General features: G+C 43.9%; 22 protein-coding genes, 1 tRNA gene and 1 pseudogene. 7 read left to right on the top strand and 17 right to left on the bottom strand.

The genetic code is table 11. The annotated features are described in order from the left end of the window. Nucleotides 1-696 precede the first annotated feature (696 nt). A complete protein-coding gene (locus M9196_RS12900) occupies nt 697-1,473 on the bottom strand; it encodes a hypothetical protein (protein ID WP_250617932.1) in 777 nt (258 codons plus the stop codon). Between the two features lie 41 nt (nt 1,474-1,514). Continuing rightward, complete coding sequence (locus tag M9196_RS12895; protein ID WP_250617931.1) at nt 1,515-2,474, bottom strand: helix-turn-helix domain-containing protein; 960 nt, start codon at nt 2,472-2,474, stop codon at nt 1,515-1,517. A gap of 430 nt (nt 2,475-2,904) precedes the next feature. Between M9196_RS12895 and M9196_RS12890 the strand changes: the two genes are divergently transcribed. Continuing rightward, nucleotides 2,905-4,692: a sodium:solute symporter family protein gene (locus tag M9196_RS12890; protein ID WP_250617930.1), complete on the top strand. Its 1,788-nt coding sequence runs from the start codon at nt 2,905-2,907 to the stop codon at nt 4,690-4,692. A gap of 504 nt (nt 4,693-5,196) precedes the next feature. Here the strand turns inward: M9196_RS12890 and M9196_RS12885 are convergent. The 3 genes from M9196_RS12885 to M9196_RS12875 all read right to left on the bottom strand — a co-directional run bounded on the left by M9196_RS12885 (nt 5,197) and on the right by M9196_RS12875 (nt 8,032). Beyond that, complete coding sequence (locus M9196_RS12885) at nt 5,197-6,504, bottom strand: TRAP transporter large permease (RefSeq protein ID WP_250617929.1); 1,308 nt, start codon at nt 6,502-6,504, stop codon at nt 5,197-5,199. A 21-nt stretch (nt 6,505-6,525) separates the two neighbouring features. Then, the gene (locus tag M9196_RS12880; protein ID WP_250617928.1) at nt 6,526-7,005 is read right to left on the bottom strand and encodes a TRAP transporter small permease; all 480 of its coding nucleotides are present in this window, start codon (nt 7,003-7,005) and stop codon (nt 6,526-6,528) included. A gap of 67 nt (nt 7,006-7,072) precedes the next feature. Beyond that, a complete protein-coding gene (locus M9196_RS12875) occupies nt 7,073-8,032 on the bottom strand; it encodes a TRAP transporter substrate-binding protein (RefSeq protein ID WP_017076380.1) in 960 nt (319 codons plus the stop codon). 661 nt (nt 8,033-8,693) lie between these two features. Here M9196_RS12875 and M9196_RS12870 point away from each other — a divergent pair. Then, nucleotides 8,694-8,898, top strand: a pseudogene (locus M9196_RS12870) (IS3 family transposase); the annotation flags it as partial. 157 nt (nt 8,899-9,055) lie between these two features. Here the strand turns inward: M9196_RS12870 and M9196_RS12865 are convergent. Beyond that, a tRNA-Leu gene (locus M9196_RS12865) sits at nt 9,056-9,140 on the bottom strand. 194 nt (nt 9,141-9,334) lie between these two features. On the opposite strand from M9196_RS12865, the gene M9196_RS12860 reads away from it, so the two are divergent. Next, nucleotides 9,335-9,808 (top strand): RDD family protein, encoded by a 474-nt coding sequence (locus tag M9196_RS12860; RefSeq protein ID WP_250617927.1) that lies wholly within the window; start codon nt 9,335-9,337, stop codon nt 9,806-9,808. 74 nt (nt 9,809-9,882) lie between these two features. On the opposite strand, the gene pgi is transcribed toward M9196_RS12860, so the two are convergent. After that, entirely contained in the window at nt 9,883-11,535 is a 1,653-nt protein-coding gene (gene pgi / locus M9196_RS12855) for a glucose-6-phosphate isomerase (protein WP_250617926.1), read from the bottom strand. Nucleotides 11,536-11,840: 305 nt separating this feature from the next. On the opposite strand from pgi, the gene M9196_RS12850 reads away from it, so the two are divergent. After that, on the top strand, nt 11,841-12,266 hold the full coding sequence (locus M9196_RS12850) for a secondary thiamine-phosphate synthase enzyme YjbQ (RefSeq protein ID WP_250617925.1): 426 nt from the start codon (nt 11,841-11,843) through the stop codon (nt 12,264-12,266). 119 nt (nt 12,267-12,385) lie between these two features. On the opposite strand, the gene alr is transcribed toward M9196_RS12850, so the two are convergent. Together alr and M9196_RS12840 are read right to left on the bottom strand one after the other, a co-directional pair. Continuing rightward, the gene (gene alr, locus M9196_RS12845) at nt 12,386-13,477 is read right to left on the bottom strand and encodes an alanine racemase (protein ID WP_250617924.1); all 1,092 of its coding nucleotides are present in this window, start codon (nt 13,475-13,477) and stop codon (nt 12,386-12,388) included. A 9-nt stretch (nt 13,478-13,486) separates the two neighbouring features. Then, nucleotides 13,487-14,881, bottom strand: coding sequence for a replicative DNA helicase (locus M9196_RS12840; protein ID WP_250617938.1), 1,395 nt, complete (start codon nt 14,879-14,881; stop codon nt 13,487-13,489). A gap of 174 nt (nt 14,882-15,055) precedes the next feature. On the opposite strand from M9196_RS12840, the gene M9196_RS12835 reads away from it, so the two are divergent. Further along, a complete protein-coding gene (locus M9196_RS12835; RefSeq protein ID WP_250617923.1) occupies nt 15,056-15,823 on the top strand; it encodes a DUF481 domain-containing protein in 768 nt (255 codons plus the stop codon). Nucleotides 15,824-15,909: 86 nt separating this feature from the next. Here M9196_RS12835 and rplI read toward each other — a convergent pair whose 3' ends face one another. From rplI to kefG, 8 genes are all read right to left on the bottom strand, one after another. Then, complete coding sequence (gene rplI, locus M9196_RS12830; RefSeq protein ID WP_250617922.1) at nt 15,910-16,362, bottom strand: 50S ribosomal protein L9; 453 nt, start codon at nt 16,360-16,362, stop codon at nt 15,910-15,912. A gap of 33 nt (nt 16,363-16,395) precedes the next feature. Next, a complete protein-coding gene (gene rpsR / locus M9196_RS12825; protein ID WP_000090472.1) occupies nt 16,396-16,623 on the bottom strand; it encodes a 30S ribosomal protein S18 in 228 nt (75 codons plus the stop codon). A gap of 178 nt (nt 16,624-16,801) precedes the next feature. Continuing rightward, nucleotides 16,802-17,191: a 30S ribosomal protein S6 gene (rpsF, locus tag M9196_RS12820; protein ID WP_250617921.1), complete on the bottom strand. Its 390-nt coding sequence runs from the start codon at nt 17,189-17,191 to the stop codon at nt 16,802-16,804. Between the two features lie 187 nt (nt 17,192-17,378). Continuing rightward, nucleotides 17,379-18,320 (bottom strand): isoaspartyl peptidase/L-asparaginase family protein, encoded by a 942-nt coding sequence (locus M9196_RS12815; protein ID WP_250617920.1) that lies wholly within the window; start codon nt 18,318-18,320, stop codon nt 17,379-17,381. A gap of 124 nt (nt 18,321-18,444) precedes the next feature. Further along, nucleotides 18,445-19,032 (bottom strand): peptidylprolyl isomerase, encoded by a 588-nt coding sequence (gene slyD / locus M9196_RS12810; RefSeq protein WP_250617919.1) that lies wholly within the window; start codon nt 19,030-19,032, stop codon nt 18,445-18,447. Between the two features lie 100 nt (nt 19,033-19,132). Next, nucleotides 19,133-19,336 carry a YheV family putative zinc ribbon protein gene (locus M9196_RS12805; protein WP_250617918.1) on the bottom strand — a complete coding sequence of 68 codons (204 nt, stop codon included), beginning with the start codon at nt 19,334-19,336 and terminating at the stop codon, nt 19,133-19,135. Nucleotides 19,337-19,376: 40 nt separating this feature from the next. Further along, a complete protein-coding gene (gene kefB, locus M9196_RS12800) occupies nt 19,377-21,173 on the bottom strand; it encodes a glutathione-regulated potassium-efflux system protein KefB (RefSeq protein WP_250617917.1) in 1,797 nt (598 codons plus the stop codon). Continuing rightward, entirely contained in the window at nt 21,160-21,771 is a 612-nt protein-coding gene (kefG, locus tag M9196_RS12795) for a glutathione-regulated potassium-efflux system ancillary protein KefG (RefSeq protein ID WP_250617916.1), read from the bottom strand. Before kefG ends, kefB begins: the two co-directional genes overlap by 14 nt. Nucleotides 21,772-21,916: 145 nt before the next feature. Between kefG and M9196_RS12790 the strand changes: the two genes are divergently transcribed. Continuing rightward, a complete protein-coding gene (locus M9196_RS12790) occupies nt 21,917-23,836 on the top strand; it encodes an ABC transporter ATP-binding protein (protein ID WP_250617915.1) in 1,920 nt (639 codons plus the stop codon). Beyond that, on the top strand, nt 23,836-24,315 hold the full coding sequence (locus M9196_RS12785; RefSeq protein ID WP_250617914.1) for a TIGR02444 family protein: 480 nt from the start codon (nt 23,836-23,838) through the stop codon (nt 24,313-24,315). Before M9196_RS12790 ends, M9196_RS12785 begins: the two co-directional genes overlap by 1 nt. Nucleotides 24,316-24,333 lie beyond the last annotated feature (18 nt).

Below are 24,333 nucleotides of genomic sequence, written 5' to 3'. Positions count from 1 at the left end.
TAAATTGTTAAAGAGCATCTCTTCGTGTGGTTAGCGATTCGCTTTCCGTTTGAAGAGGCGGCTATTCTAGCGAGATATTCTTCAGTGTCAAACACTTTGTTGATTTATTTTTTATTTATTCCAAAAACAAATCCCGAACTCTCTTTTGGCTAGAAGCCTTACCGACATTGCCTTAAACCCTTATGGGCTCTACCGTGTCAGTGAGGACGCATTATAGAGATCGATGTCACATTGGCAAGTGATTCTTCTAAATAAGTAGTAAATAAAACACGTTCGCTCTTAAATTGTTCGAAAACACTCAAAAACTCGAGATTTCGTTTAAATAGCAAGCAAGGCTATGGGGTTGCTATCGAGCATAAGAATAGGTTCTGTAATCTTAGCTATATCTGTGTCGTACACTTCAGCATTAAAACAGAAAAGGTTTCCAGAACTAACTCATCACACAAGTCCAAGTAGCTCGCCTACGTTATATAGTAGGTATTAAAAGGAAGGAATCGGTATTGTCCTTTGCCGTTATTCCACTTAGCTAAGCTAACTTGAAGGTAGGTTCAACGAACTTTTGTGCTAGCCAAACGTCACATGAAACAATAGATAAAACATTCGAGGGGTTTAATTAACTCCTCGAGTGTTTTATCTATATGTTAGACAATGCAACGGATTACGCGCATTTCGTCTAACTCGACTCAGTAATTACACTTATTCTACAGGTTTACTTTTTAAAAGAGCCGCGATTCGAGGATCTAGATTCTTACCATGAGACTGTTCAAACTCTTCTCGCTTAATATCAATGAGATTCTTCACAGAGTGCTGGGCAAGCCCCTTCGGTACTTCTGTTACTAGCTTACCTTTTTCTTGAAGACTCACTGCTTCACGATAAAACTCTTTAAAACGTCGAATGATCATAGATTGGGGAACCCGTCTCAGCTCGTAGCCCTTGTTTTGAATGATCCATGTTTCGAGTTGATTTTGCGGCGTCTTCGCGACCACTCGATTCATCGCTTCCATAAGCTCTGATTCGGTTAATTGACTTTTAAGTAACGTCAATTCTCCCATAATAGGCGGCCATTTCTCTCCGGCCTGAAGGCGTTCTCGACAATGCTGCATGATTCGCATCAATTCGGCTTCTGTCACGCTATCCGCAAAATCTAAAAATCGCCCCGTTGGTCGACGACCATAAGATTTCAACCACGTCGATTCATAAATACTGAGTAAGGTACCAAAAATATAATTACACCAATCACTTGGTATTCTTTCATTCTGCGTTTCATCGACAAGGGGTTTTGGCACACTGTTTCTTTGTTGAGAAACTGCGGGCTTAGGCGGAGCAGATGATTGGGCTTTAGGTACCGCAGGTGTTGTAGCCTTCGGTCCTGAAGCCTTAAGATGTTCTAAGCTGCCACTAACACCCATCTCACGGAGTTTTTTCTCCATAGAGCCAAAATCTACATTTTTCGGTTTATTACCGTTACCCATATTAAACACCCACGTTATGGTAAAAGGGAGCAACCATCACTCTAAAAGTCAGGTTTCTTACCCTGCCCTCTCAAAAACTCTCTAAATTCCTCAGAAGGACTGACATCAACCGACTTATTACTTTGATACGATTGGCGTCTTCTTTCTTCAGCCTGTTTTCGGCGATCTTCCGCCTGCTTCTCATTTACAATCCAAAGACGCAGCTTATTCAACATTTGCGTAACTGAGGTGTACTCATTTGCTCTTGCTTTATAATACACCACAAACTTCTCCCAAAAGAGATTAGGATCGATTTCTAATCGAGAAAACGCCAGTGGCTGCTGAGCCCATTCGGGAACCACAAACTCATTCAATTCATGAGTTGAAATGTACTGCTGATTTTCTGCTTGAGATTGACTTTGTTTACGTCTAGTCGATGCAGAGGGAAACGTGTTTGTCGTTTGTGATTTAGCAGACACGCCGATAATTGAACGAAGATTTCCCGACTGCTTCGCATACTCAAGCCAGTTATCTAACTGGCCCGCTAGCCGGTTAATGTTCATTGTGGGCGATGGGTTACTTTCTTGCATAAAGCTTTGCCAAACGTCATCTCGACGATTGGCTGGTACTTTATATAAATTGAGCTGTTGGTGTGACCAACCAGGCGCACTCGATTCATTCTGCGCGCTGACCTTAATCGGAGCGCTAGCTTGCTCGACGGGCATCGACACGACAGGGATCGAGACCGACTCCCCCTCTGGTGCAAGCAATTTAAGATGATGTATTTGCTTTCTGCCTCTTGTCTCCACATGAGACTTAGTCATGACACCTTTGTTGACTAACGATGTTAGCAAATCAGCCAATCTAAACTCACCCAGCAAGCATTCCGCGGCGATGTCAGCAAGAGAAATAGACACACTTCCATCTTGACCAGCAAGATCCGCTAGCTTCAGCAATACCAGTTTTTCACTCGCTTCAACATTCGTTTGTTGCCATGCAATATGGGTAAACTTCGCGCTCACAATCACTCTCCTATCTAGTACTTTGATTTTAGCGCCTTTCGTCTCGAAAGACGAGGAAAGCCCTACGTGAGTAATGGCAACACTCCATATCTAAATGAATATCGTCGTTCATTTTTAACGACTTGATGCCATTGTTACTCTATTTTCATCAGAGATATAAATAATACAAAAGTACAATTAAACTTTATTGTCGATACGATAAAAAAACCAGAAATAACATTCATTACCAACTCAAAGAAAACTCAATCCTTTGATTTAAAACACATAAATATAATATAATTAAAGTATCTATAAATTTATCTCGCAGATCGTGAAAATTTTAATTATCAGTATTAAATACCCAATCACAATATTGAATTATTGTAGTACAAATAAAGAGGTGATTCATTAATATATGAATCAATATCTATGACAACAAGAAGACATAAAAATGGAACTCAATACCTTTATCGTCGGCGTCTACTTCCTCTTCCTAATTGCTATTGGATGGATGTTTCGCACGTTTACTAGTACAACAAGTGATTACTTTCGTGGCGGTGGTAATATGCTTTGGTGGATGGTCGGAGCAACCGCTTTCATGACTCAATTCAGCGCTTGGACCTTTACGGGTGCAGCTGGCAAAGCATATGCTGATGGTTTTGCTGTCGCAATGATCTTTCTCGCTAATGCATTTGGTTATCTAATGAACTATCTGTATTTTGCACCTAAATTTCGTCAATTACGAGTTGTCACTCCGATTGATGCCATCAGAATGCGCTTTGGCAGCCTCAACGAACAAGTTTTTACCTGGTCTGGTATGCCGAATAGCGTCATTTCTGCAGGTATTTGGTTGAACGGTCTAGCCATTATTGCTTCTGGCATATTTGGTTTCGATATGACCACAACTATCGTCTTGACTGGGCTCGTAGTTCTAGTGATGTCAGTCACCGGCGGTTCATGGGCGGTTATCGCCTCTGACTTTATGCAGATGGTGATCATTATGGCCGTCACGGTAACCTGCGCTGTCGTTGCCATCGTTCAGGGAGGAGGAGTCACAGAGATTATCAATAACTTCCCTGTACAAGAAGGCGCGTCGTTTGTATCAGGCAATAATCTAAACTACGTCAGCATCTTTGGTATCTGGGCATTCTTTATCTTCTTCAAGCAATTCAGTATCACTAACAATATGCTGAATTCTTATCGCTATCTTGCTGCTAAAGATTCTAAAAATGCGAAAAAAGCCGCTTTGTTAGCCTGTATTCTAATGACAATTGGTCCAGTAATTTGGTTCTTGCCGCCTTGGTTCATTGCTGGACAAGGTATTGACCTTGCTGCGCAGTACCCTGATGCAGGATCTAAAGCTGGTGACTTTGCCTACTTATACTTTGTAGAAAAATACATGCCTGCAGGTATGGTTGGCCTACTTATTGCCGCGATGTTCGCCGCAACCATGTCCTCAATGGACTCAGGCCTTAACCGAAATTCAGGCATCTTCGTGATGAATTTCTATCAGCCGATTTTGCGCCCTGAAGCAACTGAGAAAGAGCTGATGGTCGTATCAAAAATAACGTCAACGTTTTTTGGTATCGCCATTATCCTCATCGCTTTATTTATCAACTCATTAAAAGGCTTAAGCCTGTTCGATACCATGATGTATGTAGGTGCACTGATTGGATTCCCAATGACCATTCCTGCATTTTGTGGATTTTTCATTAAGAAAACTCCAGATTGGGCTGGTTGGGGAACGCTCATTGTTGGCGCGATCGTCTCATACATTGTCGGGTTCATTATCACCGCAGAAATGCTACAAAACTGGTTTAACTTACAACCGTTAACCGGTCGTGAATGGTCAGATCTAAAGGTAGCTGTAGGTTTGATTGCTCACCTTATTTTCACCGCTGGGTTCTTCGTTTTGTCGACATTGTTCTACAAACCATTAGAAGGCAAACGTCAACAGGATGTGGATCGATTCTTTAGTAACCTATCTACACCGTTAGTTTCTGACTCAACAGAGCAGAAAAAACTCGATAACAAACAGCGCCATATGCTTGGTTCACTAATTGCGGTATCTGGCGTAGCTGTCATGGCAATGTTTGCATTACCTAACCCTATGTGGGGAAGAATGACGTTTGTTCTATGTGGCGTAATTGTTCTCCTTGTCGGCTTGTTACTTGTTAAAGCCGTTGATGACAGCGTCGAGAATGCTGGAAAGGCATCAAATACGACTAAAGAAGCTTAAAGCTCACGCTTTCTAGTCTTCATATCGACAAATCACCTAGCCTCGATTCTTATCGAGGCTTTTTTGTTTCAATATGGCACCGTTAGATGTACTTGAACCGCTACACCCGAAAGGTAACGGATTTTGAAAGCGTCAACCTAGCGGATATTTAATAGGACTGAAGTGGATTAAGTTTTTAATAAACGGCTATTTATGTGGATGGAGACAGATTTAGTTGATATTGAAAGCTCACATAAATCGCACATAGATAATAGCTTTACCGTTCACTCTGCACTTGGTGATCACCAAGTTGAAATGGGGCTTTAAACACATGTCTGGAGCATCCCTTGTCAGTGACCTTGGTAAATTAGCCATCCGTGAGTTAGTACCGCCAAGCTTAGCGCACAACTGCGTACTAAGAACACAAATGCCGTTCACTCTTAAGTGAACGGCATTATCTTCATGTTGGCGTTTTTATGCTAGATGATAATCAATATTTGGCAGGCAAATCTTACCCTTGTGCTATTAATTGATTAATCCAAACGCACGAGGTAGAGCCAAACTAATTTCAGGAATAAAAGTTATGGCCAATAATGTGACGATCAATACAGCACAAAACGGCATGATACTCCTAATAACATTTTCAATCTTGGAACCGCTAACACTACAACCTACAAATAGTGCAGTCCCAACGGGTGGCGTTGCAATACCAATACATAAGTTGAAGATAATCATCATCGCAAAGTGAATTGGATGCATACCTAAATGCTCAGCAATCGGCATAAAGATAGGGGTAAAGATCAATACGGCAGGCGTAAGATCCATAAACATACCCACAATCAGTAGGATCAGGTTCATCAGAATAAAGATGATAATCGGATTGTCTGAAATAGAGAGCATCCAATCACTGATCATTGTTGGTAGACCGGTAAAAGCCATTGCCCACGACATAATGGTTGAGGCACCAATCAAGAACAGCATAATGCCCGTGACCTGAACTGTTTCTCTACAAATTATCGGGAAGTGCGCCCATTTGAGCGTTCGGTAACAAAGTGACAGAATAAAAGAGTAAAGAACCGCTATACATGCCCCTTCTGTAGCTGTGAATATACCACCAATAATACCACCAATAACAACAACAATAAGCCCTAAGCTCGGCGTTGCTTGCCAAACAATATTCAGCACATCTTTCGTTGTGAAGCCGTCATTCGCACTTGTTTTGTAACCTTTCTTTTTAGCGATGAAATAGGCTACGACCATACAACTTAAACCCATTAAGAAACCTGGGACATAACCTGCGATAAACAGCGCCGCTACGGATGTTCCGCCCGATACTACTGAAAATACGATCAATGAATTACTCGGCGGTATTAGTAAGCCTGCCGGGCAAGATGCAACGTTTACTGCTGTTGCTAAGTTTTTATCATAACCATCTTTTTCTAATTCAGGACCTAAGGTTTTACCAACCGCAGCAGCTGCTGCAACGGCTGATCCTGAAACGGCGCCAAACATCATATTGGCGAAGATGTTCACGTGAAAAAGTGAGCCCGGAATCCAACCAACCAAGAGCTTTGCAAGGTTGATGAGTCGACTCGCGATACCACCCACATTCATTATGTTACCTGCGAGGATAAAGAAAGGGATGGCTAATAAACTGAAGCTATCAATACCGGTAATAATTTTTTGACCCGCAGTAATACTGGCGACTTCAAACGGTAAGATGAAATACATGATCGTTAAAGATGACATGGCAATCGCAATCGCAATGGGCATGCTTATCGCGATCATGAATAAGAATAGGCCTAGCAGCCAAACACCAATGGACAAATCCATAATATAGAGTCCTTTTATAACTTACTTTTTGTTGGGTTCACAAAAAAGATCAAACGTATTCATGACCAAATAGATGAGGATAATAACGGCTGAAATCGGCAATATTGAATAAACCGTCGACATCGGTAATTGCAGTGCTGGAGAGAATTGTTGTGTGGTTCTTCCCATTAGGGCGATGCCACCTTGAAGCATTGCTAGAAATACAAATGCGCCAGAAATGATATTGATGAGTACATGTAATGCGATATGTGCTTTGCCCTTAAGATAACCATCCAATAACGTTATTGCTAAGTGTCCTTTGATACCGAATAAGTAGCTTGCTCCTAATAAACCAAGCCATACCATCGCATAACGAGCAAGTTCATCAGTCCAGTTACTTGGATCATTCAAAACATAACGACTAAAGACCTGCCAAGTGACAGTAGCGACAAGTAACATTAGTGCAAAAGAAGAGACAAAAAGAATCAGCCTATCAAGTAGGTTTCTGAAAGTTGCTAACATGATGTGATACCTCAAAAAATTTTGCCTTAGCAAAGCCAAGGCAAAATTATATTTTCACTAAGACTGATTAAAGAGCTTCAATTTTTTCAATGAATGGAGCTAATTTTGGATCTTTTTTCGCCTCATCAATCATAGGTTTAACAGCTGCACGGAAAGGGGCTTTATCAACTTCAACAAACGTTACGCCTTCTTTCATTCCTTTCTCTTTGTTCATGTCATCTGTTGCGTCCCAGATTTTGATCTGCTCTTCAAGAGACTCAGCAGCCGCTTCTTTTAAGATTTTTTGCTCTTCTGCCGTTAATGAACCCCATTTGTATTCTGAAATGATGATCACGTCAGGTGTCATCATGTGCTGATCCATAGAGTAAAATTTGGCAACTTCACTGTGTTTCATTTCAACTAAGCTAGAAATATTATTTTCAGCACCGTCAATTACGCCTTGTTGCAGCGCTGTGTATACCTCATTGAAAGGTACAGGCGTTGCTTTACCACCTAATAGGTTAACCATTTCCATCATGGTTGGAGAACCCGGAACTCGAACTTTCATGCCAGCTAGATCAGCCGGTGAGTTAATGGCTTTTTTAGCGTAGAAGCTACGTGTGCCTGAATCATAGAACGTAAGACCGATGAAGCCTTTACCTTCACTTGAAAGCAACATCTCTTGTGCTGCTTCACTTCGCATGAATGTTCTCATATGTGGAACGTCACGGAATAAGAAAGGCAGTGCATTAACTTTGAACGTTGGCTCAAAAGATTCGGCTAGCCCACCGTTGATTTTAGCCATATCAATCGCGCCGGTAACAACTTGCTCAGCTTGATCACGTTCAGAGCCTAATTGACCGTTTGGAAAGATCTTAATCGTAAGGTCACCATTCGATTTTTCTTTCACTTTATCAGCCATGATCACCATGCCTTGGTGAGCTGCGCTTTCTAATGACATTGCATGCCCTAAGGTCAAAGTTTTTGCTTGAGCGCCAAATGCCATCAGAATTGATGCCGCTGCAATCGTCAGTAGGTGTTTTTTCATGTTCTTCTCCAGAATCCATTTTGTCAGAGGTACAGTTTTTATATGACACGTTCTAGCTGAGCTTGAAATCTAACGTTCTATTGCATACTGCTCATGACCGTAACGTTTCATTACAATATTTTTACTCCCATGGTGTTTGTATTACAATATTACGTGAGAATAGTGTGGTCTGAAGCTCATTAATCAACCAGAGAGATGGTTTGATTGTGATACCAATCATACTTGACCTGTACCAGTCAATACTGGACACCAAGTTAAGTGGCTTTACATGCTTTCATGTAATCCCTACCCCGCTATTTTTGATCCACGAATCCGTTAATGTGCTTTAATTTTTTGACCTGATCGACGTTACCCTAAATCAACTAGGCGATTGATTGATATTAGGTATTGCAGATAATACAAACAAAAAATTAAGCACTATGAGTAGATTGAAGAGTTCAACTTCAATAGCTGCCCTTTAAATCGCTCTGAATACGGGCATTTCATCGCTGATTACATCACCGAAAAACATGAAGGCTTTGTATTCAATCTCAATAGCGCTTACTCAGTTCCTAAAACGTCTTTATACTCATTTAAAAAACCATAATTATTCAAAGATTTATATCGACGCACAGTAAAGTGACTTCACCAAAAAGCTCCCTTACGGTTGTTGGTAGTTACGCCAGTTGAGTACGTCTTTAGAAGCTTGAACGAAATGGATACCAACAGTACGTTATTGGAACTTTGCAAAGGCTCATCAAGACATTACTCGATACATCATTGGTTACTATTGCCAGCTTCGCCTATACCAATACAACGATGGTTTGACACCCAGTGAATCAAAACGATCTTTTTCCTCAAACCTAAACCACATTAAAAATTCATAGCACCGTAAAATCATCAAGGAAGAAAATTTAAGACTGATAAAGAGAGTTTATTGAAAGGATAAGAGGGCTGAAAACAGGAAAAGAAATCGAGGTAAGCTTTTGATTGTGCTAGAAACAAAAAAGCCTCGACATTCGTCGAGGCTTTTTTGTTTAAATATGGTACCGGTAGGCGGACTTGAACCGCCACGCCCGAAGGCAACGGATTTTGAATCCGTCGTGTATACCAATTTCACCATACCGGCATCTTTAGGCTATTGCCCTTTGATGTTTGGCATTATACGTAAGCTTGGATGACGTGCAAGAACAAAACACTGTTTATTCATTTGTTTGCTGTTTTTTTGGTCACAACGTGACTCATTTCCGCAACTGAGGGTTTCACAAGCCCTTTAGAATCGCTATTCTGTGGTCAGATTTTTACATTTTAGAAGTAGATGAAATGAAAACACAACCTTTGCCTCCAGCAGGCCTATTTCGCCGACTTGGTGCCTTGTTTTACGATAGCTTAATCGTGTTAGCGTTAGTGATGATGGCGGGAGGTCTTGTGGTCGCGATTCTTGAAGCGCTTGTCGCCGCGGGACTGCTCTCATATGGTTCTTATACCGATGTGAGCGACCTACTCAGTCGCCACCCCGTTTGGAGTCCAATTTACACAGCGTACCTTGCGATTGTTTGGGTCTATTTCTTTGTTTATTTCTGGACAAAAGCAGGACAAACATTAGGAATGAGAGCGTGGAAACTGCAAGTTCAAAACTTACAAGGTGGACGAATTACGGTTACGCAAGCCTTGATCCGTCTAGCCACTTCTGCATTTGGACTCGCTAACCTCGCCGTACCAGTCGACACTAAAAAGCGCGGTTTTCAAGATATATGGGCGAAAACGCAAGTTGTCGTACTCCCTAAAGCGCAATAGCCTATAAAGAACGCATTACAATGAAAAAAAGGTGCCGATAGGGCACCTTTTTTTTCGTTAATAACTCGCTATGGCTAAGCTTTAAACGCCTTAAATGCGTTGATTAAGCCATTTGTTGAGCTGTCATGTGAATCCACACTATTGTCATCAGCGAGCTCTGGAAGGATTTGGTTAGCAAGTTGCTTACCTAGTTCCACGCCCCACTGATCAAAACTAAAGATGTTCCAAATGACACCTTGTGTGAAGATTTTGTGCTCATACATCGCGATTAGGTTACCCAACGTGCGAGGTGTAATTTGCTTCACCAAGATTGAGTTCGTTGGACGGTTACCTTCAAACACTTTGAATGGAACCAAATCTTTCACTTCTTCCGCAGTTTTACCTGCTGCGATGAATTCTGCTTCCACGGTTTCTTTGGACTTACCAAATGCCAACGCTTCCGTCTGAGCAAAGAAGTTAGACATCAGCTTTTGATGATGATCGCTGACTTTATTGTGTGTAATCGCAGGTGCAATAAAGTCACAAGGGATCAGCTTCGTTCCTTGGTGGATCAACTGGTAAAATGCATGCTGACCATTGGTGCCTGGTTCGCCCCAGATGATTGGACCCGTTTGGTAATCGACAGCGTCACCATTGCGGTCCGTAAACTTACCATTTGATTCCATATTGCCTTGCTGGAAGTAAGCAGCAAAACGGTGCATGTATTGATCGTAAGGAAGGATCGCTTCAGATTCAGCACCATGGAAGTTGTTGTACCAAATACCGATCAGTGCAAGCACGACTGGGATATTACTTTCTAGCTCTGTGTTAGCAAAATGATTATCCATCTCATGAGCACCAGCAAGAAGCTCAACAAAGTTGTCATAACCAACGGCTAGGATGATAGAAAGACCGATTGCAGACCAAAGTGAATAACGACCGCCTACCCAATCCCAGAACTCAAACATGTTGTCGGTATCGATACCAAACTCTGATACTGATTTTGCGTTGGTAGAAAGTGCCGCGAAATGCTTCGCTACGTGCGCTTCATCTGTCGCCGTTGCCAAGAACCAATCACGAGCTGAATGCGCGTTAGTCATGGTTTCTTGAGTGGTAAATGTTTTAGAAGCCACTAAGAAAAGCGTGGTTTCTGGGTCTACTTTCTTCAACGTTTCAGCAATGTGTGTACCATCAACGTTAGAAACAAAGTGCATGTTTAAGTGGTTGGTATATGGAGACAGCGCTTCTGTCACCATGTAAGGACCTAAATCTGAGCCACCAATACCAATATTAACCACATCAGTGATCGCCTTGCCGGTGTAACCTTTCCAGTCACCTGAGATAATACGCTCAGAGAAGCCTTTCATTTTCTCTAGCACTGCATTAACTGCTGGCATAACATCTTCACCATTCACCATAATTGGTGAGTTGCTACGGTTACGTAGAGCAACGTGAAGAACAGAACGGCCTTCGGTCTGGTTGATTGTGTCACCAGCAAACATTGCACTGATCGCCGCTTTTAGCTCAGTGTCGTTCGCAAGTGCAAACAGGTGCTTCATTGTTTCTTCATTGATAAGGTTTTTAGAGTAATCAACAAGAATGTCTGAGCCAAAGCTTGTAGAGAATTTATTGAAGCGTTCTGCATCTTGAGCAAATAACGCGGCCATATCCATATCTTGCGCAGATTCAAAATGTGCAGTCAGTGCTTTCCAAGCGTCAGTTTGCGTTGGATTAATGTTTTTCAACATGGTCTCTATCCCAATTTTTGTCGGTTTTGTTCCCTATCCCCCCAAGGACAAGGAAACCCCGGTTAGCGAAAATAAAATGTATAAATCTAATATAGTTGAGCAGCTCATACGTCACGCTACTCATAACAAATTTTTATCTACCACTTACAAAGTAATGGCTTAAATTTAGTAATAAACTTTCAGGCCGTATTATGAACTAGAGTGCTTGCACGCTCCTTGAGTTAAGTCACGTAACGGTTCACAATATAAACAAATACATGTTATGCACTCGACCTATCAATCCTCAATAATACACAGGACAGCCTATGTGGCAACAGCAGAGCCTACTTATCCGATCGAAACCTCGAGGCTTTCACCTCATTACTGATGAAATTAAACAACAGCTCCCGCAACTTCAAGATTACTCTGTAGGTTTACTACATTTGTTCATTCAGCATACCTCGGCAAGTTTAAGCTTAAATGAAAATGCGGACCCAACCGTGAGAAGAGACATGGAACGTCACTTCAATCGCTATGTACCAGAAGATGCGCCCTATTATGAACACACTTATGAAGGGAGTGATGATATGCCGGCACATATAAAAAGCGCTCTACTTGGTGCGAGCATGACTATCCCTATCAGTCAGGGTCAATTAGCGCTAGGAACATGGCAAGGTATTTACTTAGGTGAGCATAGGGTTCATGGTGGTGAAAGACGTATTATTGCCACACTACAAGGGCAAATGCTCTAAGCAATGCACACCTTGTAACAGTAATAGTAATAGTAATAATGCAATAAATAGAAGGCGGAGCACTCTTAAGCACGACGCTCCCTCACCTAACCATAGTGAGGGAAGATCAAGAAAGTGCGCTACTTATCTGTGGTATAGCTCATCTCAACACGAGATGTCAGCTTAGTCACCAGCTCATAAGCAATAGTGCCGATATGTTCGGCCACTTCCTCTGATGGTAATGCCTCGCCCCACAATGTCGCTTCATCACCAACTAGGTCGGATGCATTGGGCCCTAAATCCACCGTTAACATATCCATAGAGACACGTCCCGCAATTGGCACCTTACGGCCATTCACCAATACGGGGGTACCGTTTGGAGCCATACGAGGATAACCATCTCCGTAACCAATGGCAATCACACCCACTTTGGTGTCTCGTTCACTGGTCCAGTTTGCACCATAACCCACACTCTCCCCCTGCTTTACTTCACGCACAGCAATAAGGTGAGACTTTAGCGTCATGACCGGTTTAAACCCCATATCTTCAGCGGTTCGCTCACCGAATGGAGAAACACCATACATAATAATGCCAGGTCTAACCCAATCCAGTTGGCTTGTTGGCCACGCGAGCAATCCCGCTGAAGCCGCTAAAGAACGCTCACCATTACACCCCTCAGTCAAAGATAAAAAGGTGTTGATTTGATCGGTTGTCACCGTTTTATCTAACTCATCGGCACAGCCAAAGTGGCTCATATAGCGAAGTGGTTTGGCAACATTACTGCAAGCGTGCAAACGTTCAACAAACTCTAGGTACTGCTCTTCACGTACTCCAAGTCGATGCATGCCACTATCCACTTTCAGCCACACCATCACGGGTGTTTCCAATTCTGCCTGTTCAAGCGCTTCCAATTGCTCAATGCAATGCACAACGGTTTGGATATTATTTGTCACTAGAACTGGCAAGTCGCTCGGCGAGTAAAAGCCCTCTAGTAATAAGATAGGTTTAACCACACCGCTGGCACGCAACTGTAGCGCTTCTTCAATGCGCGCAACCCCAAAAGCATCCGCGCCGTTAGCATGCTTAGAAACATGTTTCAGACCATGGCCATAGCCATTGGCCTTCACAACGGCCATCACCTTACTGTTCGGAGCTTGCTGCTTAATGCAATTCAGGTTATGGGCCAGTGCGGATAAATCAATATGCGCCGTCGCCGCTTTCATATAACTCATTGCTCAACCCTACTCTTCATCAAACGCAGGGCCTGCGTAATTATCAAATCGAGAATACTGCCCTTGGAAGGTGAGTCGAATGGAACCGATGGGACCGTTACGTTGCTTACCTAAGATAATTTCCGCGATGCCTTTCAGCGCACTATCTGGGTGATAAACTTCATCTCGATAGATAAACATGATCAAGTCCGCATCTTGCTCTATCGAACCTGACTCACGCAAATCCGAGTTTACAGGGCGTTTATCAGCACGCTGCTCCAAGGAACGGTTTAACTGAGAAAGCGCAACCACAGGAACATTGAGCTCTTTGGCTAATGCCTTCAAGGAGCGAGAGATTTCAGCAATTTCTAGGGTACGGTTATCAGAGAGCGAAGGAACACGCATCAACTGCAGGTAATCGATCATGATAAGACTTAACCCACCATTTTCGCGCGCAATACGTCTAGCTCGGGAGCGTACTTCTGTTGGTGTCAAACCTGAGCTGTCATCGATAAACATGTTTTTCTTTTCCATGAGCATACCCATGGAAGTCGATATTTTTGCCCAATCCTCATCGTCTAGCTGACCGGTACGAATTTTGGTTTGGTCAACGCGAGACAATGATGCCAGCATACGCATCATAATTTGTTCAGCGGGCATCTCAAGAGAGAAGATAAGCACTGGTTTTTCTTGGGACATCGCCGCATTTTCGCACAAGTTCATCGCAAAGGTTGTTTTACCCATCGATGGACGCGCCGCGACAATGATCAGATCCGACCCTTGTAGACCCGCCGTTTTCTTATTGAGGTCGTCGTAACCAGTATTCACACCAGTGACACCATCTTGCGGCGTTTTATACAGTATTTCGATACGTTCGAGTGTTTTTTCGAGAATGTTGTCGACGTTTTGTGGGCCTTCATTCTCGTTGGTGCGATCTTCTGCAATCGCAAAGACCTTGCTCTCAGCAAGGTCGAGTAAGTCTTCAGAGCTGCGTCCTTGCGGATCATAACCCGCATCCGCAATCTCGTTGGCTACACCAATTAAATTACGTACTAAAGCACGCTCTGCAACAATGTCGGCATACGCATTGATGTTTGCTGCACTTGGTGTGTTTTTAGCTAAATCGGCTAAATAGGCAAAACCACCTACATCTTCAAGTTGTTCACGCAGCTCTAAAAATTCAGACAACGTAATCAAGTCTAGAGGTTGGCTTTCTTCTAAAAGCGTTCTGATACCGTCAAAAATCAGCCGATGAGGACGACTATAAAAATCCTTACTCACCACGCGCTCAGCGACTGTGTCCCAGCGTTCATTATCTAATAACAAACCACCCAGCACTGACTGCTCTGCTTCCAATGAATGAGGAGGGAGCTTAATTGCTTCCACCTGAGCATCTTTACCATTCTGATTTCGGATATCCGCCATGACTTTACTCAATAACACACTAAGACCCTTCATTATACGCGAAATGAAAGATGGCTAAAGCAAAGAAAGCGCTATGAACAGAGAGATTCGTCAATCAACAATTGACCTGTCGTTGACGATGACCGAATATACGACAATTATAATCCTAGCCCTTTTCATCGTCGTGAGGTTTCAGTGTCAAAGAATTTGCTATTTAGCTTGGTCTTACTTGCGTCGCCAGTGACCTTTGCTGAAGAATTTTTGCCATCGAGCGATAGCGAAGAGACACCACCTTCTCCATTACAAACCGAGGTTGAATTTGGCTTTCAAGCGCACACGGGCAATACTGACTCACGCTCGTTGAATGCTCGCGTTGCGGCAGAGTATACCGAAGGTCGTCACCGTACCAGTGGTGAGTGGAAGTACTACCAACTGTATAAAGACGATGTAGAAGACAAGAATCAGCAGAACTACATGCTGCAAACGGATTATAAGTTAAGTCAACGAGTCTATTTATATGGGAACTATAACGGCTTCACGTCTCTTTATAGCTCTTACTATGAAGACCACACCGTTTCTGGCGGTTTGGGTTATCAAATCACTAATACCGAAACCCTACTTTTGGAGACTGAAATCGGTCCGGGTTTTCGTTACCAAGAACCTAACATCGACGAAATTGGCGATAAAGACATTGTCTTTCCTAACGTGGTGCGCGAAGCCATCATTCGAGGTAACGTCAATGTTCTCTGGAAACCGCTCACTAACCTAACGATAGGCAGTAAGCTCACGGTGATTGCCGGTAAAAGTAATACCCGTTTTGATACCGAGTTAAATGTCACCAACGATATTACCGAGACCATTGCACTCAAAGTCGCTTATAGCAGTAAGTATCATGATCAAGTGCCAGGGGATCTAAGTAAACGAGATTCCATCTTTACGGTTAACCTGCTATTTAACTTTTAGCCCTTGATAGTTTTACTATTTCATTTATTTCAGACATAAAAAAACACCAGCCGAGGCTGGTGTTTTTATCGGTGTCTTAACTGAGATTACTCAGCAGCAACAACTTGTAGTGTTACTGTAGCGAAAACTTCTGAGTGAAGTTGAACGCTAATTTCGAATTCACCAGTGTTACGTAGAGCGCCTTCAGGAAGACGAACTTCGCTTTTAGCCACTTCAACGCCAGCTGCAGTAACTGCATCAGCGATGTCACGAGTACCGATAGAACCGAATAGTTTGCCTTCGTCACCAGCTTTAGAAGCAATAACAACTGCTTCAAGAGCGTTAACTTTCTCAGCGCGAGCTTCAGCAGCAGTTAGTTGCTCAGCAACTTTAGCTTCTAGTTCAGCACGACGAGCTTCAAACATCTCAACGTTGTTCTTAGTTGCCATTACAGCCTTACCTTGTGGGATAAGGAAGTTACGAGCGTAACCAGATTTAACGTTAACTGTATCGCCAAGACCACCTAGGTTACCGATTTTATCAAGTAGAATAACTTGCATTGTTTAATCCTCTATCTAAATAAACGGTGCCGATTACTGATGCTTATCAGTGTACGGCAGTAGAGCTAGGTAGCGTGAACGCTTGATAGCGCGAGCTAGTTGACGCTGATATTTAGCACTTGTACCAGTGATACGGCTAGGTACGATTTTACCAGCTTCAGTGATGTAGTTTTTAAGAGTTGCTACGTCTTTGTAGTCAATCTCTTGTACGCCTTCTGCAGTGAAACGGCAGAATTTACGACGACGGAAGAAACGAGCCATGGGCTATCTCCTGATCTTAAATTAAGTCTATTGTCGGTAAGTTACATAACAGTCCAGCTTTTCAGGTGGAGATAAGAACGGATTCTTATCATTTGCTATGTCACTACCTTGTACCAAATGTTGAGTGTTCTTGATGACCTATCCAAACCTAAAGGCTGAGACAACGGTCAACAACGAATTACTCAGCAGCTGCTTCTGGCTTAGCTTCGCTGCGCTCTTCACGACGAGGAGCACGCTCTGCACGTTCTTCTTTCTGCTTAAGCATGATAGAAGGCTCAGTGATAGCCGCTTTAGTACGCATAACCATGTTACGTAGAACTGCATCGTTGAAACGGAAAGCAGTTTCTAGTTCATCAATAGTTTCTTGAGGTGCTTCAACGTTCATAAGAACGTAGTGCGCCTTGTGAAGCTTGTTGATTGGGTAAGCCAGTTGACGACGACCCCAGTCTTCTAGACGGTGTACAGTACCGCCAGCTTCAGTGATAGAACCAGTGTAACGCTCGATCATGCCAGCAACTTGCTCGCTTTGATCAGGGTGCACCATGAATACGATTTCGTAATGACGCATAGGTTGCTCCTTACGGATTATTAGCTTCCACGAGTGGCTCGGTCGTCCAGAGGAAGCAAGGAACGAATAAATAAGACCGAGAATTAAGGACCGCGAATGTTATAGAAAGAACGGAAAATAAGCAAGTAATTTTGATGCTTAATAGCAACGCTGACTAAGACCGAACAACTACGCCTAAAAATTGTTTTTATTCATCAGCATAGATTTTCACTGTCAGCTCACCATTAGTATCAATGGAGGCTCTGTACATCCCAGAACTGTTCATCGCAAAATGAATATCACCACTGGCATCAATCGCAATTAATCCGCCCTCTCCGCCCATCGTCTTCAACTCACCTTGAATAACCGACTCACATGCGGTGTGCACATCTTGCTTTAAATAACGCATTCTCGCAGCCACATCGCTAGCCACTGTCTTACGAATGAAGTACTCCCCCATTCCCGTCGTCGATACAGCAACATTGCCATTTTTAGCAAAGGTACCCGCACCAATAATCGCCGTATCGCCCACACGGCCATACTTTTTATTCGTGACGCCACCTGTACTTGTCGCGGCAGCTAAATTACCCTGCTGATCAAGCGCCACCGCACCCACTGTGCCGTATTTCTTGTCATCTGGGTATTTCGACTCAGATAGCGCGAATAATCCCTTTTCTTTCATAGAAAGAAGCTGTTCATAACGACGTTCAGTAAAAAAATAATCTTGTTCGGTATATGGGTATTGATGTTCAAAGGCAAACTTCTCAGCCCCTTCACCAATAAGTAATACATGGTCACTATCCAGCATGACATCACGCGCCAACTCAATAGGGTTTCGAATATGACGCACACCCGCGACGGCACCGGCATCCATTTCTGCACCGTGCATAACAGAGGCATCCATCTCAACCATTTCATCGTGTGTTAAGACCGAGCCTTTACCAGCGTTAAAAAGCGGGGAATCCTCTAAAACCTTTACCGCCGCGACAGCAGCATCAAGCGCGTCGCCACATTGCGCCAAAATATGCTCACCCGCTTTAACGGACAACGTTAAAGTCGCCAATATTTCTTGTTTTAATTGGGGTGACATTTGCTCACGTAATATCGTGCCCGCCCCACCATGAATCGCAATCGAAAAAGGCTGAGTCATTCATTCATCTCCTATGCTGTACTTTCGAACTAGAGCCTTACAAAAACACAAAGGCCTCCCATGCGGGAGGCCTTTGATGTCATAATTATTTAAAGACAAGCGTTATAAAAACAGTCGTCAATAATTAGTGAGAACCGCAACCGCCGCCACCACAGCAACCATCTTTCTTCTCAGCTTTTTCGCCGTGATCGTCACCACCACAGCATCCGCCTTCATGATCGTGGTCATGGTCGTGCCCACAGCCACCTTCTTGGTGAATGTGACCGTGTGCCGCTTCTTCTTCTGTCGCTTCACGTAGTGCAACAACTTCAACATCGAACGTTAGCGTTTGGCCAGCCAGCATATGGTTGCCATCAACCACGACTTCGTCGCCGTCAACTTCTGTGATTTCTACCGGGATAGGGCCTTGATCCGTATCCGCTAGGAAACGCATGCCAACTTCAATCACGTCAACGCCTTGAAATACGTCTGCAGGAACACGTTGTACTAGCGCGTCATTGTACTCGCCGTATGCTTCTTCAGCAGCAACGACAGAAGTAAACTTGCTTCCGACTTCCTTGCCTTCAAGCTCTTTTTCCAACCCTACGATAAGGTTGTTGTGACCGTGAAGGTAATCTAGAGGCGCTTCAACTGTTGATTGATCAACAACAACACCGTCTTCAGTTTTTACTTGGTACGCGACACTAACGACTACGTTCTTAGCAATTTTCATGTGAACTCCAAAGGATTGGCACTTGAGGCTATGCCTCACAAAATAATCACCGCTTGTGCGGCTTATGTGCACATTATGGGGATGAAATTGAGAAACTCAATCACTCAGGCTTAAAAATGCCAATTAATGCTTCCTCACCACGCTCACTCTTTTCGACCGACTTCGGTGTGCGCTGCTCTAAAAACTCGCATTCGACACACTCTACCCATTCAACATTATTTTCAATCCACCAGCGTAAGCTGTCTTGAGTACTGCACTTTGGACAACTCGCCGCCGCGATAAATCTTTTTTTAATCTGCTTCATTTTGCTTCCTAACTGTGGCGTTAATGCTCAAAGTCTGGGGCTAATCCCAAAAATTTCTTGATTGGCGATCATTTTCCATTTCTCTACCAAAAATCTCTTCTAGCTCTTTGCGAGCTTCTTTAGAGCGCTGCGCTAACTGAGTATCTTCGCTGTGCAATGGCAACAACTCTTTGAGCATCGCATTATCCAACTTTCTAAAGTGTGCTTCTGCGCGTTTAGCCTCATAAGGATGAAAACCCAATTCAATTAATGTTTGTCGTCCCAAATCAAGAGCACCTAAAAATGTTTCCCTTGAGTAACTAGTTACGCCATGATTCATCAGTCGATAGGCCTCAACACGACTGCGTGCCCGCGCTAGTACTTTAAGTTTCGGGAAATGGGCATGACAAATATCGACCACCTCCATAATCTCCTCTGGAGAGTCGGTACAGATGATAATCGCCTCAGCACTATTCGCGCCTGCCGCTCGCAGTAAATCAAGTTGTGTCGCGTCGCCGTAAAACACTTTGTAACCAAACTTACGTAACAGATGTATCTGACTCGCGTCACTTTCCAAAACCGTAATTTTAATTTTGTTGGCGTACATCAAGCGACCAATAATCTGTCCAAAACGCCCAAAGCCCGCAATAATGACGCGAGGCTGCCTATCATGGACATCACTTTCAAGCGCCGCTTCTTCAGTATTATTTAACGATTTCTCAAACCATTTTTTCTGAGCCATCAATAACAACGGTGTGGTCACCATAGACAAACTCACTACCACCAAGAGAAATGCGGACTCCTCTCTCGACAATAGCCCTTGAGCACTTGCTGCGGTAAAAATAACAAAAGCAAACTCGCCGCCTTGGCTCAAGATTGCCGCCATCTTACTGCGCGCTTTAGGGCGAGTACCAAACAAACGAGCCAGGAGATACAGCAATAAACCTTTAATCACCACCAGCGCTGTCACGGCTAATAAAACCTTGGCTGGTTCTGATACCAACAGTCCGAGGTTAACGGCCATCCCTACCGCAATAAAGAACAAGCCTAATAGCAAACCTTTAAATGGCTCAATGGCTATTTCTAACTCATGGCGATATTCACTTTCTGCCAATAAGACGCCGGCTAAAAACGTCCCCAACGCCATCGACAAACCCAGTTTTTGCATAAAGACGGCAATGCCAACAACCAGCAGCAACGCTGCGACCGTAAACAACTCTCGCACGCCGCTCATCACGACATAACGAAATAAAGGGCGAATTAAAAAGTGTCCAGCCACCAGCAAACCAACCACACCAGCCAACATCCACGCAATGTCCGCCCAGTTGCCCGATGTATTACCGGCCAACAAGGGTAATAACGCCAGCATCGGAATCACTGCGATATCTTGAAATAACAGCACGGCAAAACCCGACTGTCCCGTTTCTCCCCCTGCTAACCCTTGCTCCTCAATCACTTTGAGTGCAATAGCTGTCGACGACAACGCTAAACCCATACCAATCACGAGACTGGTTTGCCAACTCAGTCCAAACAGCGAAGCAATACCGGATAACACCAGCGTCGTCAGCAGCACTTGCGCCCCACCTAAGCCCAATATAGGCACTCGCATTTGCCACAATTTTTTGGGGTTCAACTCCAAACCAATCAGAAACAGCAGCAGCACCACGCCAAATTCAGCAAAGTGCAAGATCTCACCGACATCGCTAATAAGACCAAGTCCCCATGGGCCAATCGCAACCCCAGCCAGCAGATAACCCAGAACTGACCCTAAACCAAACCGCTGGGCAATGGGCACTGCCACTACCGCTGCCGATAAAAAGATAACGCTGTTTTGCAAGAGATCACTAGTTGCTGCCATCTTGGTGCTCCTGTAATAAATAGCCAGGAAGAATGTCTGCATTTCCCAAGGGGTGCATCAACCACTGTCGATACTGGTCGGCATGCTGATAGCGCTCTATATCATCAACACGTCGTGACCAATACAGCACCAAAGGCTCGACCCAATGCATTTTGCAAAGCGCTGCAGATAACTCAAAGGGTTGCAAAATTTGTTCAAGAGGATACTTGTTGTAGCCCGTTTGACTGAATGCCTCTTCCTTGCCTCCTGCGGTTATCACACTGCGCCAATACTTCCCTTCTAGTGCACACTCATCGCCAAAGGCAAAGCCTTTGCCCAAGACGCGATCTATCCACTCTTTAAGTAATGATGGACATGAATACATATAGAGAGGGTGTTGGAAGACAATGACATCATGCTCAAGCAACAGCTGGTGCTCGACATTTACATCAATAAAAAAATCAGGATAAAGTGCATAGAGGTCACGCAGAGTGACATTATCAAGTGATTGAATTTTGTTAAGCATGACTTGATTGGCAATCGAATTTTGCGGCTCTGGATGGGCATAAATGACCAGAACTTTCGGAGAGGGAACTGAGCTTATTTGTGAAGACGTCATTCCGTGAAATCGTTCCTTGTACTACCTAGCAGTAAGATAATTGTTATAAGTTTGATCCATCATAACGCAAAACGGATAATGATCGACATTTATCCACTTTGCCCCTAGTATTCCAAAGTTCAAACTCACCGTTAGTTATAGCCTTATGATCACCTTTTCCGACATTCAATTGCTTCGAGGTGGAAAGCCTCTCCTCGATCAAGCCTCTGCCACCATTCACCCTGGAGACAAAGTCGGTCTCGTGGGGAAAAATGGCTGTGGCAAATCTACTCTGTTTGCATTACTAAAAGATGAACTTTCTATTGATGCTGGCACGTTTCATCAGCCTTCTCATTGGGAACTGGCTTGGGTTGCACAAGAAACGCCAGCCCTAGACCGCAGCGCAATTGAATATGTGATTGATGGCGATAGAGAGTTTCGTGGATTAGAGCAAGATCTGCTAAAAGCTGAGCAAGCCGACAACGGTAACCTCGTCGCTGAATTACACGGAAAAATTGAAGTCATTGGTGGTTACAGCATTCGCGCCCGAGCAGCAGAACTGCTTGACGGCTTAGGCTTTACCCAAGAGCAAATGAGCTGGAATCTGACGCAGTTTTCTGGTGGTTGGCGCATGCGCCTTAACTTGGCACAAGCCCTACTATGTCGCTCAGACCTATTGCTGCTTGATGAACCGACCAACCACTTGGATCTCGATGCCGTCATGTGGCTAGAGCGCTGGCTGCAAAATCATCCAGGCACTTTGATCCTGATCTCTCACGATCGCGACTTCCTTGATCCGATCGTTAGCCGAATTATTCATGTCGAAAATCAAGCACTGAATGAATACACTGGCAACTACTCTTCGTTTGAAGAGCAACGTGCACAAAAGCTCATCTTGCAACAAGCGATGTTTGAGAAGCAGAAAAAGCAGATGTCGCACATGCAAAGCTACATCGATCGCTTCCGCTATAAAGCCTCTAAAGCTCGTCAAGCCCAAAGCCGTATTAAAGCGCTTGAACGCATGGAGAAAGTCCTTCCTGCTCAGCTAGATAACCCATTTAGCTTTGAGTTTAGAGAGCCAGCCGCACTGCCGAATCCTATTATGATGATGGACGACGTCTCTGCAGGCTATGACAACAACCTAATTTTAGAAAAGATTAGACTTAATTTGGTACCAGGTAGCCGTATTGGTTTGCTTGGTCGTAATGGCGCTGGTAAGTCCACACTGATCAAGCTGCTCTCTGGAGAGCTCGCCGCGAAAGGCGGTGATTTCACTTACTCTCAAGGTGTCAAAATTGGCTACTTCGCCCAACACCAGCTTGAAACGCTTCATCCAGAAGAAACACCGTTGCAGCACATGATGCAAATTGCGCCCAATCAAACCGAGCAACAGCTTCGCGACTATCTAGGCAGCTTCGGCTTCCAGGGTGAAAAAGCGCTCGATAAAGTGGCGCCGTTCTCTGGCGGAGAAAAAGCTCGTTTAGTGTTAGCCTTGGTCGTCTGGCAAAAGCCAAATTTGTTGCTGCTTGATGAACCGACCAACCATCTTGATTTAGATATGCGTCAAGCCTTGACGTTTGCATTGCAAACCTTTGAAGGGGCGATGGTTATTGTCAGTCACGATCGCTACTTGCTGCGCGCGACCACCGATGATCTTTATCTAGTTCATGATCGTCAGGTCGCACCGTTTAATGGCGATTTAACGGACTACTATAAGTGGTTAACCGAACAGCAGAAATTGGAACGTAAAGAGACTCAAGACAACGAACCAAGTAAAACCTCAGTACACAGCGCCGCTTCAAAGAAAGAGCAAAAACGCAAAGAGGCCGAGTTCCGCAAACAAACGGCACCGATTCGTAAACAGCTTGAAAAACTCGACAAGAAAATGGACCAGTTGAGCGCACTACTCAGTGATGCAGAAACACAATTATCAGAATCATCACTGTATGATGCCGAAAATAAAGCTAAACTGACTAAAGTACTCTCACAGCAATCATCGAGTAAATCTGAACTTGAAGATGTTGAAATGGAGTGGATGGAACTGCAAGAAGAACTAGAAGCGATGGAACAGGAGTTCTGTGAATAATGGATAAAGCGCACCTCGAACATCTCTCTCTTGAACACCTATGGCAGTTTAGCCTGCAATACTACGGTGTGAGAGAGATAAAAGAGGCGTGTCTGACTATCCAAAACCACTACCATGGCAACGTGAACCTGCTGTTAATGCTTAAATGGCTTGATGAACAGCAGCGCCACTTTGCCGCCGAAGATTGGCATCTCATTCAAAGCTGTTTGGGTCGTACCGAACAGCTTCTTCATCATTTTCGCCGACTGCGGCGACAACTCAAAAACAATGTTAGTGACAATCTCTATCGCGAAGCACTCGCTTTTGAGTTGAGCGTTGAAAAACAGCAACAAGCCGACCTTGTTGCTTGCATCAATTCTCTCACCTTAACCACGAACCAACAGCAACCCTTAGTCAGTAAATATTGCCAACAACTCGGAGCTGAACACCTCAGCCCTATATTTACCACACCCTGCTCGGTGTACTTCTCGAGTAAATAATGCTTCCGACTCTATAAA

It is taken from the genome of Vibrio methylphosphonaticus, from assembly GCF_023634655.1.
GTDB classification, from domain to species: domain Bacteria; phylum Pseudomonadota; class Gammaproteobacteria; order Enterobacterales; family Vibrionaceae; genus Vibrio; species Vibrio methylphosphonaticus.
Note: the sequence above shows the minus strand (reverse complement) of the source record. Positions and strands in the feature narration are given on the sequence as shown.

Bases quoted from the DNA above. Each gene is read 5' to 3' on its own strand.
- M9196_RS12850 (WP_250617925.1), top strand. From the start codon at position 11,841: ATGTGGCAACAGCAGAGCCTACTTATCCGATCGAAACCTCGAGGCTTT.
- alr (WP_250617924.1), bottom strand. From the start codon at position 13,477: ATGAGTTATATGAAAGCGGCGACGGCGCATATTGATTTATCCGCACTG.
- M9196_RS12815 (WP_250617920.1), bottom strand. From the start codon at position 18,320: ATGACTCAGCCTTTTTCGATTGCGATTCATGGTGGGGCGGGCACGATA.
- rpsR (WP_000090472.1), bottom strand. From the start codon at position 16,623: ATGGCTCGTTTCTTCCGTCGTCGTAAATTCTGCCGTTTCACTGCAGAA.
- M9196_RS12885 (WP_250617929.1), bottom strand. From the start codon at position 6,504: ATGGATTTGTCCATTGGTGTTTGGCTGCTAGGCCTATTCTTATTCATG.
- kefB (WP_250617917.1), bottom strand. From the start codon at position 21,173: ATGGCAGCAACTAGTGATCTCTTGCAAAACAGCGTTATCTTTTTATCG.
- M9196_RS12890 (WP_250617930.1), top strand. From the start codon at position 2,905: ATGGAACTCAATACCTTTATCGTCGGCGTCTACTTCCTCTTCCTAATT.
- slyD (WP_250617919.1), bottom strand. From the start codon at position 19,032: ATGAAAATTGCTAAGAACGTAGTCGTTAGTGTCGCGTACCAAGTAAAA.
- M9196_RS12900 (WP_250617932.1), bottom strand. From the start codon at position 1,473: ATGGGTAACGGTAATAAACCGAAAAATGTAGATTTTGGCTCTATGGAG.
- pgi (WP_250617926.1), bottom strand. From the start codon at position 11,535: ATGTTGAAAAACATTAATCCAACGCAAACTGACGCTTGGAAAGCACTG.
- M9196_RS12805 (WP_250617918.1), bottom strand. From the start codon at position 19,336: ATGAAGCAGATTAAAAAAAGATTTATCGCGGCGGCGAGTTGTCCAAAG.
- rpsF (WP_250617921.1), bottom strand. From the start codon at position 17,191: ATGCGTCATTACGAAATCGTATTCATGGTGCACCCTGATCAAAGCGAG.
- M9196_RS12840 (WP_250617938.1), bottom strand. From the start codon at position 14,881: ATGGCGGATATCCGAAATCAGAATGGTAAAGATGCTCAGGTGGAAGCA.
- M9196_RS12790 (WP_250617915.1), top strand. From the start codon at position 21,917: ATGATCACCTTTTCCGACATTCAATTGCTTCGAGGTGGAAAGCCTCTC.
- M9196_RS12860 (WP_250617927.1), top strand. From the start codon at position 9,335: ATGAAAACACAACCTTTGCCTCCAGCAGGCCTATTTCGCCGACTTGGT.
- M9196_RS12785 (WP_250617914.1), top strand. From the start codon at position 23,836: ATGGATAAAGCGCACCTCGAACATCTCTCTCTTGAACACCTATGGCAG.
- rplI (WP_250617922.1), bottom strand. From the start codon at position 16,362: ATGCAAGTTATTCTACTTGATAAAATCGGTAACCTAGGTGGTCTTGGC.
- M9196_RS12880 (WP_250617928.1), bottom strand. From the start codon at position 7,005: ATGTTAGCAACTTTCAGAAACCTACTTGATAGGCTGATTCTTTTTGTC.
- M9196_RS12875 (WP_017076380.1), bottom strand. From the start codon at position 8,032: ATGAAAAAACACCTACTGACGATTGCAGCGGCATCAATTCTGATGGCA.
- kefG (WP_250617916.1), bottom strand. From the start codon at position 21,771: ATGACGTCTTCACAAATAAGCTCAGTTCCCTCTCCGAAAGTTCTGGTC.